17 protein-coding genes are annotated in these 14689 nt (G+C 56.3%); 3 read left to right on the top strand and 14 right to left on the bottom strand.

The features are described 5' to 3' along the window. The first annotated feature begins 150 nt into the window (after positions 1-150). The gene (gene rpmB / locus BQ7114_RS01635; RefSeq protein ID WP_072341093.1) at positions 151-342 is read left to right on the top strand and encodes a 50S ribosomal protein L28; all 192 of its coding nucleotides are present in this window, start codon (positions 151-153) and stop codon (positions 340-342) included. A gap of 39 nt (positions 343-381) precedes the next feature. On the opposite strand, the gene thiL is transcribed toward rpmB, so the two are convergent. The 11 genes from thiL to hisD all read right to left on the bottom strand — a co-directional run bounded on the left by thiL (position 382) and on the right by hisD (position 8828). Next, entirely contained in the window at positions 382-1362 is a 981-nt protein-coding gene (gene thiL, locus BQ7114_RS01630; protein WP_072341091.1) for a thiamine-phosphate kinase, read from the bottom strand. Further along, complete coding sequence (locus BQ7114_RS01625) at positions 1359-2207, bottom strand: TrmH family RNA methyltransferase (protein ID WP_072341089.1); 849 nt, start codon at positions 2205-2207, stop codon at positions 1359-1361. Before BQ7114_RS01625 ends, thiL begins: the two co-directional genes overlap by 4 nt. A 2-nt stretch (positions 2208-2209) precedes the next feature. Continuing rightward, entirely contained in the window at positions 2210-2590 is a 381-nt protein-coding gene (gene rplT, locus BQ7114_RS01620; RefSeq protein WP_034510308.1) for a 50S ribosomal protein L20, read from the bottom strand. A 31-nt stretch (positions 2591-2621) separates the two neighbouring features. Next, positions 2622-2816, bottom strand: coding sequence for a 50S ribosomal protein L35 (rpmI, locus tag BQ7114_RS01615; RefSeq protein ID WP_034510310.1), 195 nt, complete (start codon positions 2814-2816; stop codon positions 2622-2624). A 35-nt stretch (positions 2817-2851) separates the two neighbouring features. Beyond that, positions 2852-3472 carry a translation initiation factor IF-3 gene (gene infC / locus BQ7114_RS01610; protein ID WP_072341086.1) on the bottom strand — a complete coding sequence of 207 codons (621 nt, stop codon included), beginning with the start codon at positions 3470-3472 and terminating at the stop codon, positions 2852-2854. A gap of 262 nt (positions 3473-3734) precedes the next feature. Continuing rightward, complete coding sequence (locus BQ7114_RS01605) at positions 3735-4406, bottom strand: SseB family protein (protein ID WP_072341083.1); 672 nt, start codon at positions 4404-4406, stop codon at positions 3735-3737. Further along, positions 4399-5115: a bifunctional 1-(5-phosphoribosyl)-5-((5-phosphoribosylamino)methylideneamino)imidazole-4-carboxamide isomerase/phosphoribosylanthranilate isomerase PriA gene (gene priA / locus BQ7114_RS01600; protein WP_072341080.1), complete on the bottom strand. Its 717-nt coding sequence runs from the start codon at positions 5113-5115 to the stop codon at positions 4399-4401. Before priA ends, BQ7114_RS01605 begins: the two co-directional genes overlap by 8 nt. 8 nt (positions 5116-5123) lie before the next feature. Then, on the bottom strand, positions 5124-5783 hold the full coding sequence (locus tag BQ7114_RS01595) for a hypothetical protein (RefSeq protein ID WP_083431689.1): 660 nt from the start codon (positions 5781-5783) through the stop codon (positions 5124-5126). Then, on the bottom strand, positions 5780-6385 hold the full coding sequence (hisB, locus tag BQ7114_RS01590; RefSeq protein ID WP_072341077.1) for an imidazoleglycerol-phosphate dehydratase HisB: 606 nt from the start codon (positions 6383-6385) through the stop codon (positions 5780-5782). The genes BQ7114_RS01595 and hisB overlap by 4 nt, the downstream gene beginning before the upstream one ends. A 2-nt stretch (positions 6386-6387) precedes the next feature. Further along, positions 6388-7497 carry a histidinol-phosphate transaminase gene (locus BQ7114_RS01585; protein WP_072341074.1) on the bottom strand — a complete coding sequence of 370 codons (1110 nt, stop codon included), beginning with the start codon at positions 7495-7497 and terminating at the stop codon, positions 6388-6390. Beyond that, entirely contained in the window at positions 7494-8828 is a 1335-nt protein-coding gene (gene hisD, locus BQ7114_RS01580) for a histidinol dehydrogenase (protein ID WP_072341071.1), read from the bottom strand. The genes BQ7114_RS01585 and hisD overlap by 4 nt, the downstream gene beginning before the upstream one ends. 90 nt (positions 8829-8918) lie before the next feature. Here hisD and BQ7114_RS01575 point away from each other — a divergent pair, with 90 nt between their 5' ends. Beyond that, positions 8919-9362, top strand: a complete 444-nt coding sequence (locus BQ7114_RS01575) for a VanZ family protein (protein ID WP_143236770.1) — start codon at positions 8919-8921, stop codon at positions 9360-9362. Then, positions 9355-9588: an RNA-binding S4 domain-containing protein gene (locus tag BQ7114_RS01570; protein WP_072341067.1), complete on the top strand. Its 234-nt coding sequence runs from the start codon at positions 9355-9357 to the stop codon at positions 9586-9588. Before BQ7114_RS01575 ends, BQ7114_RS01570 begins: the two co-directional genes overlap by 8 nt. Positions 9589-9632: 44 nt before the next feature. Here BQ7114_RS01570 and dnaE read toward each other — a convergent pair whose 3' ends face one another. Genes dnaE through lspA form a run of 3 tightly spaced genes read right to left on the bottom strand, consistent with a single transcriptional unit; the run spans position 9633 to position 14669 of the window. After that, on the bottom strand, positions 9633-13166 hold the full coding sequence (gene dnaE, locus BQ7114_RS01565; protein WP_072341063.1) for a DNA polymerase III subunit alpha: 3534 nt from the start codon (positions 13164-13166) through the stop codon (positions 9633-9635). 37 nt (positions 13167-13203) lie between these two features. Further along, positions 13204-14121, bottom strand: coding sequence for an RluA family pseudouridine synthase (locus BQ7114_RS01560; RefSeq protein ID WP_072341060.1), 918 nt, complete (start codon positions 14119-14121; stop codon positions 13204-13206). Further along, complete coding sequence (gene lspA / locus BQ7114_RS01555; RefSeq protein ID WP_195906694.1) at positions 14118-14669, bottom strand: signal peptidase II; 552 nt, start codon at positions 14667-14669, stop codon at positions 14118-14120. Before lspA ends, BQ7114_RS01560 begins: the two co-directional genes overlap by 4 nt. Positions 14670-14689 lie beyond the last annotated feature (20 nt).

Below are 14689 nucleotides of genomic sequence, written 5' to 3'. Positions count from 1 at the left end.
CTAGACACAAAAACACGCTCCGATAGTTGGCAAAGGGGCCCTCATTTCGATAGTCTAAACAGGTTGCCTGAGGTGCGCGTGCCCGCGTGCCCCAGCAGTGTTCAAAATTGAACAGTTGTATGAGACTTTACTAGGAATCGGAGATAAACCGTGGCTTCTAAGTGCGACGTGTGTGGCAAGGGACCCGGCTTCGGCAAGAGCGTTTCGCACTCCCACGTGCGAACCAACCGTCGTTGGAACCCCAACATTCAGCGTGTGCGTGCAGTCGTTAATGGCACCCCTAAGCGCCTCAACGTATGCACCACCTGCATCAAGAGCGAGCGCGTTACCCGCGCTATCTAAGCTCTCAAACTAAGTCGCCTCTTCGGAGGCGATTTTTTATTACTCAAAACCATTTGCCAGGTGGTCCCATCCGCCGATCTCAAACGGCTCGCCATCTAACACAACAAGGCCGGACGTGCCCGGTGCAATGGTTCCAATGGGTACGAACTCCTCCGGTATCGGCGCCCGAGGCGGGAAAGTAGCGACGAGGCAGTGGTCCTCCCCCAAGTTGAACAGCGGCATCGGATCATCCATACCGAACGCTTCGAGCGCCAAATCAAGCCAGGGCTCATGTGCGCTGACAAACTGCGTCAACAAATCCGATTGCAGGCTCACGCACACGCCGGAAGCCTTCCCTAACCGGGACAAATCCAAACCTAAACCATCGGAGATGTCCATCATCGCACTGGCGCCCGCAACTGCCGCTCGCGGACCTGCATTAAGCGGAGGTTTGGGCACTCGGTAGGTTGAAACCGGGTATTCGAAAACGCCAAGGGCCGCTCCTCTTGCCTGCGGATCAAACAGACCGCGTTGCAACAAACCTAATCCGACCCCGCTAACCCCAACATCACCCGCTAACGCAACGGTGTCTCCCACCTGACCACCAGAGCGTGTCACCACGCGGGTTGCATAACCGAACGCAGTTACGGCCAGCGTGAAATCTTCTCCGCCCGTTATATCGCCACCGACAACTCCCGCATCCGTTTTGGCCACTTCACTGCCAAAACCAGACACAACCTCGATAAGCCAGTCCTCATCGCTACCAGGAGGAATAACCATTGCGACCACGAGGCCCGAGGCGCGGCCTCCGCACGCCGCGATATCAGCCAGGTTCTGGGCCGCCGCCCGCGCGCCGATTTCGCCAGGAGTGGACCAATCACGCCGGAAATGCCTGCCCTCCACGAGAGCATCTGCAGTAACGAGAAAACTCCCCTCCGGCGCCTCAAGCAATGCGCAGTCATCACCTGACCCAAGCATTGTTCGCGTGCCTTCGGGGAGCACTTCGCGCATCCGCGCGATCAATCGTCCTTCGCTACTCATACCCGCATTCTATGGCGCGCCTTTGCAGTGGCAAACAGACAAATCGCGGCGGCTGCCGAGACGTTCAAAGACTCGGCGTGCCCGCCCAGCGGAATTGACACGGAATGATCGAAAACCGATTCATCGAGCTGAGCGAAACCATGCGCCTCGTTGCCAAACACCCAGGCCACGGGCGCGGCAAGATCTAACGATTCCATGCCATCTTGGGCATCAAACAAGTTCACGCTACCGTGCCCGTCCGCAGCAACCAAAGACATCTTGCGGGACTTTACCCACTCCGCAACCTCATCGAAACCAACGTTCACAATCGAGGGCAAATGAAAAACAGAGCCGGCCGAAGCACGCACAACTTTTGGAGACGAAACGTCAACCGTTCCTGAACATGCGATCACGGCATCTGCCCCAGCAGCATCGGCCGCTCGAATGATGTTACCCGCATTACCCGGATCTTGAGTTTGCCCCATGATCACAACGAAATCCCAATCAACCTTGGGCAGACCATCGGTACGAAAATCCTTTACTACAGCGGCAACACCCTGCGCCGAAGGGGACATGGCCTTGGCTACCTGCCCCGTCATCGGGTGAACCCAATGGGTTGCCTTTAAAGCATCGCGCAGAAGCTGCGGATCGCGCTCCTCCACCTCTTGCGAGATATAGACATCCACCAGGTCTTTGCCGCAAAACCGCACGGCCTCGCGCACGGCTTGGGGCCCTTCTACAAGAACTTCACCACTACGCCTACGTGCCGAACGCCCGGCCAATGCTGCAACCTGACGAATGCGATCAGCATTCGGATTGTCCAGCAAAGCCGGGCGTTTGGAACGTGGCTGAAAATCAGCCGACATGTTTAGTTCTTCGGAGCGTTAACGTCTGCCGGAAGAGCGGCCTTGGCGGTCTCGACGAGAGCGGTGAATGCCTTCGGATCCGAAACAGCTAGGTCGGCAAGCATCTTGCGGTCAACCTCTACGCCAGCCAGGTTAAGACCCTGGATGAAGCGGTTGTACGTCATACCGTTCTCACGGACCGCAGCGTTGATGCGCTGGATCCAGAGGCGACGGAAATCACGCTTGCGAGCGCGACGGTCACGGTAGGAGTACACCATTGAGTGGGTAACCTGCTCCTTCGCCTTACGGTAAAGGCGGGAACGCTGACCGCGGTAGCCGGATGCGCGCTCAAGGGTAGTGCGACGCTTCTTACGCGCGTTTACAGACCTTTTAACTCGTGCCATGAAAGTCTCCTGTTAAATCTAAAACCGCGGGTTACATACCCAGTAGGCGGCGAACGTTCTTCTCATCTGCTTTTGCAACTACCTGGTCGCGCGATAGGCGACGGGTGCGGGTAGAAGGCTTGTGCTCCAGGAGGTGACGCTTACCGGCCCTCTCACGCATAAGCTTTCCGCTTCCCGTAACGCGGAAACGCTTCTTCGCACCGGAGTGCGTCTTCATCTTCGCCATGTTTTTCCTTTTTCTACTAGTCAAATGCGGGGGCTCTAGCTGCCAGACTTTGCTGATCTCTCAGCTTGACGATCCCGCTTCGCTTGGCGCTCAGCTTCACGACGGCGACGCTGTTCGCTCTTTGCCTCCGACTTCTTGCGAGTTGGTGCGAGAACCATCGTCATGTTGCGACCATCCTGACGCGGTTTAGACTCCACCACACCAAGTTCAGCAACATCCTCAGCCAAACGCTCAAGCAAACGAATACCCATTTCCGGGCGAGACTGCTCGCGGCCACGGAACATGATCATGACCTTGACCTTGTCACCACCACTCAGGAACCGCTCAACGTGACCCTTCTTGGTCTCGTAATCGTGATCGTCAATCTTTAGGCGGAAACGGATTTCCTTCAAAACCGTGTTTGCCTGGTTTCGACGAGACTCACGTGCCTTTTGCGCAAGTTCGTACTTGTACTTACCAAAGTCCATTAGTTTCGCAACCGGTGGACGTGCATTCGGGGCAACCTCAACTAGGTCAAGGCCCGCCTCTTCAGCTAACCGGAGGGCGTCAGCCACACGCACGACGCCGACCTGTTCTCCTTCAGGTCCCACGAGGCGTACCTCTGGGACTCGGATTCGGTCATTAACACGAGGCTCGTTGATAAGTTGCTCCTTCAATAGTTCCCTGGTGACACGAAGAGGGCCTTCGCGCCGTCAGCACACGAAGACCCCGAAAATAACGGCAAAACTGCCGTAGTATTTACCCGGTTCCGGTGGCCGTAAGGCTTACCCTCGAAGAAGAGGTTGAAACCCAGGTGGGATTACTCCGCTTGCTGTTGGCATTCATTTGAACGCCTACTGGTTGAGACTCTCGCTCAACAATCAACAGTTAGTTTAACAAACTTGGCGCGCCAATAGCGAACTGTCGGTATGGAGTTCGTCACGCCTGCGCCACGACGGTTGGTACAATTTCCACCAGTTCTGCTGCCGGTCGCAACCGAGGCGTGGCCGCAATCTGTTGTAAATCACGAGTCAGACTCTCTTTAGATGCCCCCTGCAAGATACCAACTGCTAGGCGCAAGGTGGCACCCGCACTGGGTAGCGGCTTCACAAATGCAATGCGCGGGGTAAGGCGGCTGGCAAGCTCGTCGAGTAGCTCGCCGTCCTGCCAGGCAGGAAGCCACCTATCCCCGTGCGCCAAAGCTACCGTTGCCGGCCGCGGAATACGTATGTCAGACCGCCCCTTATCAATCACAAGGCGTCCTGAGGTTTGGGCAACCGCCAGCATGGCTACCCTACGAGCAGGCATGGGTACCGGTCTAGCGTCCGCATCCCACTCGTTCATCGCATCAGCGCTGGTAAAAGCAACAACAGCAGGCCCCTGCTTCGTTTGCGTAACCGAGACCTCACCTTCCTCACATGCTCCGCCTTCCACTACGGCGGGCACAAGCAAACGCTCATTTTCAAAAGCCTCTACTAGGGCCACCAGGCGACCCGCCGGATCTTGCAGGGCCAAAGCAGTTGCCGTTTGCGGAAGAGTCTGGCCGGATTCGCTGGCATCAACCGACTGGTTTAGTCTTGCCTGCAGGCTCTCGAATGAATGCTTAGGCACCTGCGACCTCCAGGGCCTGTTCCAAGGTGAAGGCGCCGGAATAGATGGCTTTACCAACGATCACGCCCTCCACGCCCTCATCTTGAAGCGGCAAAAGCGCGCGAATGTCATCCAGCTTAGACACGCCGCCCGAAGCTATTACCGCCGCATCCGTGTGTGCACACACCTGCTTTAGAAGCTCAATGTTAGGTCCGGTGAGCGTACCGTCCTTGGCAACGTCAGTAACCACATAGCGCTCGCAACCAGCGCGGTCTAAAAGCTCAATCATCTCGAACAGGTCACCACCCTGCTTGGTCCATCCGCGAGTTGCAAGCGTAGTACCGCGAACGTCCAACCCCACAGCGATGCGATCGCCACACTCATCAATAACGCGCTTGGTCCACTCGGTGTTTTCGATAGCTGCAGTGCCGAGGTTCACGCGTCTTGCTCCGGCCCGAAGCGCCCGGTTAAGCGACTCATCGTCACGAATACCGCCCGAAAGCTCAATGTTAATATCCACACTCCCGGCGATTTTGTGCGCGAGTTCCGCATTAGATCCGCGCCCAAACGCCGCATCTAAATCAACCATGTGGATCCACTGCGCGCCTTTAGCCGCAAAGTCGGCGGCAATCTGTGCTGGCTCACCGTAGAATGTCTCGGTTCCAGCTTCACCTTGATGCAGGCGCACAGCGCGACCGTCCACAATATCTATGGCAGGTAGAACAATCATTTTGCTTCCTAAACTCGTTTGGGAAAACCAAAGCCGCGCCCTTTCGGAACCGGACGTTCCGTAGCGTGCACCGCGTCCGGGTAATCTTGCGGGCGAGACCTACCAAGTAGCAGGTCTTCAGCGCGGATATCGATCGAGTTGATCAATAGGCCAGCAGGAATCGCATCCTCCGGATTGCCGTTCACATAACGCCTGGCATACACCGATCCGGAAACCAGCGAATCTTCCTCCGCGAGCGTAGATACCACAGCTACCGCCCCGAACTTCGAAAGCTTTGAAATAACTTTTGCAAAGCGGTCGACCTCTTCGGGCATCGGGCGTTCTTCACCCAGCAGGCTCGCGAACTCCTCTTCCCCATCATCGAGGTCCAATTCTAGGTAGAGGACGATTTGGTGATCGATTGGCACGATCCACCTGGCGATCTTGTACATGCCGAGCATGCGGGCGACTGCGGAGGCTGGACGCAGGGGCGCGAAGATAAGTCCGATGCGCTGCGCGCCTTCCTCCAGGTGAAGACTCTCATCAACCGGCTGGTCCGGGTCCGCCTGCGCTACCTGATCGTCTTCCGGCACGGTCGCGTCTGGCCCTGAGGCGCCTTCGTTCGCATCCGGCTCTTCCATGCCGGCAATGATGCGTTCGAACTCCTCATCAATATTGCGATCGGTCACAGCGCGCCCTTTGTGGACGGAATGCCAGAAGCCCGCGGATCCATTTCAACAGCTGCGCGCAATGCCCTCGCAAACGCCTTAAACTGCGCTTCAACAATGTGGTGCGGGTCGCGACCGCGAATCAAATCCACATGCAGGCAGATTCCCGCGTTATACGCCAGGGACTCAAAAACATGCCGGGTCATTGCACCTGTAAAGTGACCACCAATCAGGTGGTAAATCTGTTCGTTTGGCTCGCCCTCATGCACCACGTACGGACGGCCCGCAAGGTCTACCACTGCTCGGGCAAGCGCCTCATCGAGTGGCACCGTAGCATCGCCGTAACGACGAATTCCGCTCTTATCACCCAGCGCTTGTTTCAGCGCCTGACCGATGCAAATAGCGGTGTCTTCAACCGTGTGGTGAACGTCCACCTCAACGTCGCCATTTGCCTCGATCGTCAGGTCGATCAGCGAATGCTTACCGAGCGCAGTCAGCATGTGGTCGTAAAAGGGAACGCCCGTATTGATCTGGGTTTTGCCAGTGCCATCCAGGTTCAACTCGACTCGAATCGTGGACTCGAACGTTGAACGCTCCACGACGGCCGTACGCGAATTCGACATTCTCACAAAACCTCCTCTAACGCCGCTCGAAAACGAGCGTCTTCCTCATCAGTACCTACACTAACCCGAAGATACCCTTCGGGGCCCACAACGCGAATCAGAACGCCTCGCTCTAAAAGCTGTTCGAACACGTGCTCGCGATCCGCAAACTTGCCAAATAGAACGAAGTTTGCATCGGAATCGGCAACCTCGAGCCCCTTGCCCCGCAGCCAAATGACGAGGTCGTCACGGATAGCGCGCATGTGCGCCACCTGGCTCATCAACTCTTTCGAGTGTGACAGTGCCGCGAGCGCCACCGCCTGCGTGGTAGCAGAGAGGTGGTACGGAAGGCGAACTCTCATAACGTGGTCAACTATTTCGCGCGAAGCTGCGAAATAACCCAGGCGTAAGCCGGCCATCCCAAATGCTTTCGACATGGTACGGCTGACAACGACGTGCGGATACTCATCCAGAAGGGTCAGCGCGGAGGGGGTACCCTCGCGGCGAAACTCCGCGTAAGCCTCGTCGATCACCAAAACCGTGTCGGTTGGAACTCCCCCTATTACGGGGCCACTTCCACGCGTGGCCTCGGCAATCCTGCATACTTCCTCTAAGGTTAAAGCCGTACCCGTCGGATTATTTGGAGAGGCCAGGACCAACACAGAAGGTTTCGTGCGCGCAATCTGTGCCTCAACCTGTTCGAGATCGAGTTTGAAGCCAGCGCTACGCGTACCAGCCACCCAGTTTGTACCGGTGTCGCGAGCGTACTCGTGGTACATCGAGTAGGTAGGGGCAAAAGATAGCAGCGTTCTGCCGTGGCCCGCATAGGCCTGCAACAGGTGGAGCATGACCTCGTTCGAACCGTTGGCAGCCCAGATACGTTCCTTGTCGAGCGTTACGCCCGCTTCTGCGTGCAGATAGTTAGCCAATCCGGCGCGAAGTTCCATGAAGTCGCGATCAGGATAGCGATTCATAGTGGGCAGGATCTTAGCCACGCCCTCCAAAATAGATTTGATTACAGCCGAAGATGGCGAGTACGGGTTCTCGTTTACGTTGAGGCGCACTGGAACGTCGAGTTGCGGCGCGCCATAGGGCTGCACACCGGCGAGCTCTTCGCGAAGGGGTAATGTCATAGCGTTTGCTCCTTCACCGCAGAGCGTTCGATGGCAGCCTCGCCGTGCGCGGGCAAGTCCTCACTATTGGCGAGTGCCACCAGCGGATCGGTTAGACCTCGAAGGGCCTGCTCGTTGTACTCAATCTGCTGCACCGATTTCAAGAAAGCATGCACGTTCAATCCCGACGCGAACCGCGCTGTACCTCCGGTAGGTAGAACGTGGTTGGAACCGGCAATGTAATCACCCAGCGGAACCGGCGAGTACGGGCCGACAAAAATGGCGCCCGCATTACGGATCTGCTTGGAATCATCAAGAGCGTTCTCCGTCTGGATCTCCAAGTGCTCTGCCCCAAACGCATTTGCCACAAAAATCGAGTGTGCAACATCCTTTGTGAGTACTATCGCGGACTGCGGACCGCCCAGTGCTGTCTCAATACGCTGCGCATGCTTCGTCTGTGGGACCATCCGTGAAAGCTGTGCCTGGACCGCCTGCGCGTGCGCCACGGAATCCGTAATCAAAACCGAAGCAGCTGCCGGATCATGCTCGGCCTGCGAAATCAGATCGCGCGCCACGAAGCGCGGATTCGCCGCCTCGTCGGCAATAATGGCGATCTCTGTCGTACCGGCCTCCGCGTCAATACCAACCACCGACTTCACCGCGCGTTTTGCGGCGGCAACGAAAATATTGCCCGGCCCCGTAACTACATCAACCGGCTCCAAGACACTGCCATCAACCTCGTCGGTGAATCCATACGCGAACGCTGCTATCGCCTGCGCCCCGCCCATGGCATAGACCTCATCGATGCCCAAAAGCTCGCAAGCCGCCAAGATCGTTGGGTGCGGCAGGCCGTCAAACTCTTTTTGCGCCGGGCTTGCAATCGCGATCGAATCGACCCCTGCAACCTTCGCCGCAACAACATTCATGACCACGGAGGACGGGTAAACAGCCAAGCCGCCCGGCACGTACAGGCCGACTCGTCGCACCGGAATCCAGCGCTGCCGTACAAAACCGCCCGGCACTACCTCAACCACGCGCTCCATGGGTAGCTGCGCTTCATGCCCAATCTGATTGTTGCGGATCGAGATCTCCAAGCCCGCGCGAACCTTTGGATCAAGCCCCGCCAATGCATCTTGCAAGGCCGACCTCGGCACGCGAATATGAGCGGGTTCCACGCCATCAAACTGAGCGGTCCACCGGCGAACAGCTTGCCCCCCGCGAGTGCGCACATCCTCAATAATCGGCATAACCTTTTCTAGAGCGCCTTCCACATCGAGAGAAGCGCGCGGCAGTCTTGCAGAAAGCTCACTGGCACTAAGCGAAATCTCACGCAGGTCAAGTATGCTCATCATGCTTTCTACTTTAGGGTTTTTACGGCGCGAATGCGCTGGCGGACGAAAACGTGGAATACACCCCCGCGCCCCACCTGGCATAATGACCCCATGAGTATGAGGCCGCGTCACGCAAAAGACACACCCGAAATCAACTACTGGTGGGTGGCCGTTTTTGCCGTAACGTTCACCGCGCTGTGCTGGATCCTTTATACCCCTGCAGACAGCTCCAACCCCGGAATCCTAACGACGTTGCTAAACCGCATAAGCGAACTCGTGCCCGCTCTGAACCTCACCGACTCAGTCGGATTAGACAAGGTTGTTCATTCGAGCGCATTCGCCACGGTCACTGCCGCAGCGCTACTGACCGGATGGCGTAGGGACACTGTCGTTGGGCTCAGCATTATCCACGCAGGCCTGTCCGAAATCATCCAGGCCTACTTCATCCGCGGGCGAACCGGGCAGGCCCTAGACATCGTGGCAGACGTGGCAGGCATCCTCATCGCGTGGCTAATAGTGGTGCTACTAGTTAAGAAAGAGAAAACACATGAATGAGCGCGAAATCCGAGTCCGCGGCGAAATCCGCCTGGGCCAACTGCTAAAACTAGCTGGATTAGTAGAAAACGGTGGAGAAGCACGCGTGGCCATACAGGAGGGCTACGTTAGCGTAGATGGCGAAATAAATACCCGCCGCGGCGCCCGCCTCAAGGACGGTCAAGTGGTATCCATCGACTACGGCGGTGAAATCGAATCCGTCATCGTCCGCTCCGAAGGCGAGTAGCCGAACAACCCAGTGGTGGCTCTGAAAGCCGCCATCATTTTCTATTAGCGCAACACTCCCGCCCCAAGCGCCGCCTTCAAATCCGCAAAGAAAGACGTATTCGAATCGACGTTGAAGGACGGGTCAAACTGCACCAATGTGGGTTTCTCCCCCGGTCGCAAAACCCGTAGCTGCACCGGACACGGCCCCGGATAGCCCGCAATAATATTCTTCAAATCGGTCAGTACCGGCTCCGTACACCTGTGAACCGGAAGTTCCAAAACCACGGGCGCATTACCGTCCTCACCCAAATCGAGCACGGTCATCGACATGCCATTAATCGTGCGCTCACGGTCGCGTTCTTTCACCCGACCCTCTACCTGCACTACAAGATCGGTAGCGAGGATGTGCGAGATCGACTCGTATGAGCGAGGGAAAAACAAGACGTCGATTGAACCGGATAGGTCCTCAACCGTAACTATCGCCCACAGCTCCCCCTTGCGGGTGGTTTTTACATCAACTTTTGTAACGAGGCCGGCAACCTTCACACTCTGGTTATCCATGCTGCCTTCGCCGTGGACGATGCCGCCAATAGTCATGTCCTGGTAGCGAGCAAGCGCACGGTGAATACCCGAGAGCGGATGGTCTGAAACGTACAGGCCGAGCATGTCGCGCTCGTACTGGAGCTTCTCACGCTTGGACCACTGCGGGATGTCAGGGATCTCCACCTGGAGCACCGACGCGCTTTCACCGCCCATCGCACCAAAGAGATCGAACTGGCCGATAGACTCGTTGCGCTTCAGCTTAACGGCCGAATCCACGGCCTCCTCGTGCACCGCTACCACTGCCCGGCGGTTTTCCTCCAGCGTGTCGAAAGCCCCCGCCTTGATGAGGGATTCGATGGTGCGCTTGTTACACACCCGCACCGGAACCTTATCCAAGAAATCGGCGAAAGACGTGTAAGCGCCCTTCTCATCTCGCGCTTCCTCAATACCGTCCACCACGTTCGCACCCACGTTACGGATTGCGGCCAGGCCAAAACGAATATCGCTACCAGCCGGGGTAAAGTTTGCAGCCGACTCATTTACGTCAGGCGGCAAAACCGTGATTCCCATACGGCGACACTCGGAGAGGTAGAGCGCGAGCTTATCCTTCTTATCCTTATTTGAAGTGAGGAGGGCAGCCATGTACTCAGTGGGATAGTTGGCTTTCAGCCAAGCCGTCCAGTAAGACACAAGGCCGTACGCAGCCGAGTGAGACTTGTTGAACGCGTAGTTAGAAAACGGAACCAGGATGTCCCACAGGGTCTTCACTGCGTCCTCGGAATATCCGCGTTCAATCATCCCTTGATGGAATGGGCCGTATTCCTTATCGAGGATTTCCTTCTTCTTCTTACCCATCGCACGGCGCAACAAGTCTGCTTGTCCAAGCGAGTAGCCGGCAACGCGCTGCGCGATAGCCATAACCTGCTCTTGATAGACGATGAGGCCGTAAGTGGTACCCAGAATGTCCTCAAGAGGCTCCGCCAGCTCGGGGTGAATAGGCACGATTTGTGCGCGCCCATTCTTACGGTCCGCGTACTTGTTATGCGAGTCCGCACCCATCGGACCGGGACGGTACAGGGCGCCCACAGCTGAAATATCTTCGAAGTTGTCCGGATGCATACGCTTGAGTAGCTTTTGCATACCGTCACCATCAAGCTGGAACACACCTAGCGTTTCACCGCGTGAAAGCAGCTTGTAAGTCTTTTCATCATCGAGGCCAATATGGTTTAGGTCAGGGCGCTCCTTGCCATTTTTTTCAATATTGTCGAGCGCATCCGAGATCACCGTGAGGTTGGTGAGCCCCAGGAAGTCCATTTTCAGCAGGCCCAGCGTCTCACACGTGGGGTAATCAAACTGAGTGATTATGGCCCCATCTTGCGGACGCTTCATTAGTGGAATGATCTGTTGCAAAGGCTCCGAGGACATGATCACCGCACAGGCATGCACGCCCCACTGGCGAGTCAGGCCTTCAATGCCTTTGGCAAGCTGAACCACCTCGTGGGTTTCGGCATTCTCCTGGTGGTATCGACGGAACTCGGCGGCCTCCTCATACCGAGGATCTTCCGGGTTAAAAATGCCATTTACCGAAATGTCCTTGCCCATGACCGATGGCGGCAGAGCCTTGGTCAGCTGGTCACCCAAGTTAAACGGCTTATCCAAAATACGCGCCGAGTCCTTCAGCGCCTGCTTGGTTTTAATCTTGCCGTAGGTAATCACCTGCGCCACGCGATCCGAACCATACTTCTCAGTCACGTAGTCGATTACCTCGCCGCGCCTACGCTCATCAAAATCGACGTCGAAGTCAGGCATTGATACACGTTCTGGGTTCAAGAACCGCTCGAACAGGAGGCCGTGGTTCAGCGGGTTCAGATCGGTTATCTGCATCGCGTATGCGACCATCGAGCCTGCGCCGGAGCCACGACCAGGCCCTACCCTAATACCTTGTTCTTTTGCCCAGCGAATGAAGTCAGAAACGACGAGGAAGTAACCAGGGAAACCCATCTGCGTGATGATGCCGACCTCGTACTCGGCCTGTTTGCGCACGTCGTCAGGAACACCACCCGGGAAGCGGTAGTTCAGGCCCCGTTCAACTTCCTTTACAAACCAGGAAGTCTCGTCTTCTCCCGCAGGAACCGGGAACCGAGGCATGTAGTTAGCGCCTTCGCCAACCGTGGTGAAGTGAACGTCGCAACGCTCCGCAATTTCCAACGTGGCATCGCATGCGTCAAGGGCATCTTGCCAATCCCGGCGCATTGATTCGGATGAGCGAATGTAGTAGCCCGAGCCGTCAAATCGGAAGCGGTCTGGATCTGCCAACTTTGAACCAGAGTTAATACAAAGCAGCGCATCTTGAATATCGCGATCGTCAGCCGTCACGTAGTGCGCGTCATTGGTGACGATCTTCGGGGCCTTAAGATGCTCGGCAAGGCGGAATAGGTCGGTGCGAACACGGCGTTCAATCTCGATGCCGTGATCCATCAACTCAATGTAGAAGTTGTCTTTACCGAAGATATCTTGCAGACGACCAGCTGCCGCAACCGCCTCGTCCCACTGTCCCAAACGAAGACGCACCTGCACCTCGGACGAAGGGCAACCCGAAAATGCGATTAAACCAGAGTGGTGACGCTCTAACAGTTCCATATCGGCGCGCGGCCACTTACCCATCTGGCCATCAAGCGAGGCACCAGATCCAAGGCGGAAAAGATTATGCATTCCCTCCGTGGTTTCAGAAATGAGGGTCAGGTGCGTGTAGGCGCCGCGAGCGGAAACATCATCATCCTTTTGGGACTCGTCCCCCCAGCGCACACGCGTTTGGTCAAAACGTGACGTACCCGGCGTCATGTACGCCTCGAGGCCGATAATTGGTTTTACTCCGTGCTTCTTCGCCGCCGCGTAAAACTCATAAGCTCCAAACAGATAGCCGTGGTCCGTGATTGCGATTGCGGGCTGACCAAGCCGCGCAGCCTCCTTAACCATGGGAACAATTTTGGACGCCCCATCGAGCATCGAATACTCGGTGTGATTATGAAGGTGAGCAAACTGTGGAACGGACATAGGGTTAGTCTATGCTAGCTAAACCCTCGAAGAAACTTCAGGAGGGGTTGCGAAGTTGTTCGAGGACTTGCTTCAAATCCGGTGGGTACGGCGCAGTAACGCTCATTCTGACCGCCGTGCGCGGGTGCGTAAACTTCAGTTCCACCGCGTGCAACCACTGCCGCTGCAATCCCAGTTCCTGAGCCTTACACTCATCCGCGCCATAGAACGTGTCGCCGATCAGAGGAGCATTGATTGACGAAAAATGGACGCGGATCTGGTGGGTACGTCCCGTCTCCAGCTCTACCTCTACCAGCGTTGCGCCCGGTAAGTACTCCAGCACCTCAAAATGGGTAATCGCTCGGCGCCCCGAAGCCACAATGCCCATTCGCCACTCCTTTGACGGATGGCGCGCAATCGGAGCGTCAATCGTTCCTTTAGCCGGCTCCAAGTGTCCGCTAACCAGACCGTGGTAGATCTTGTCTACCGTGCGCTCTTTGAATGCGTGCTTCAGCTTGGTGTAGGCAAGCTCCGACTTGGCCACCACCATGGCACCAGAGGTGCCTACATCCAGGCGATGCACAATACCCTGACGCTCCGGCGGACCCGAAGTGGAAATACGATAGCCCGCCGCCTCCAGGTTGCCAATAACCGTGGGCCCATCCCAGCCCGGACCCGTATGTGCTGCAACCCCCACCGGTTTGTTTACAACAACTACGTCCTCGTCATCGTAAAGAATGTCCATGCCCACTACTGGCGCAGGAGCCTTCTCATGCACCTGCATGTTGACCAAAATCACTTGGCCAGCCTCCAGCCGCTGGCCTTTCTTGGCAGCAACCGAATCGACTTCGATCTCTCCCGCTTCAATCATCTTGCCAACGGCGGAACGCGATAGCCCCAGCATTCGCGAGAGCGCAACGTCGATTCGCTCCCCCACAAGGCCGTCAGGAACAGGCAAGAAGCGTGTTTTGCTCACTGCCTTTCACCGCCGAGATCTCGATTGAACGGCACTTCAAGAACAGCCAGAAAAAACATTGCAGCTGCCGCTACCACGATATAAATATCGGCAACGTTTCCTACAAACCAACCGTTCCAATTTAGAAAATCAACCACGTGGCCCATTCCAAACGAAGGTGGCTGAATCAGACGATCAATCAAGTTTCCAACTGCCCCGCCAGAAAGGAGAGCCATCGATAACAACCACAGCGGTGAAGAAACCCTGCGAACGTAATACAAAATCACCACGATTATTGCAATAGCCACAACCGTGAAAACCCACGTAGCATTATCCAACAAAGAAAAAGCGGCGCCGGGATTGTGGACGAGTTGCAAACTAATGAACGAACCAATAAAGGGGTCAACTTGATCAGTTGACAGGTTATTCAAAGCCCAGACCTTGCTCACCTGATCCGTAACCACCGCGACGATGGAAACCAGGTAAAAGATGATGCGGGTCTTAAAACTCTGTGTCACCTGTTGCATTCGATAGCCCCCGGAGAATAAGACAAAGCGGGGGCGATACACATCGCCTCCGCTTTGCCGGA

Origin of the sequence: Actinomyces urinae, assembly GCF_900119695.1 — a bacterium.
GTDB lineage: Bacteria > Actinomycetota > Actinomycetes > Actinomycetales > Actinomycetaceae > Gleimia > Gleimia urinae.
Note: the sequence above shows the minus strand (reverse complement) of the source record. Positions and strands in the feature narration are given on the sequence as shown.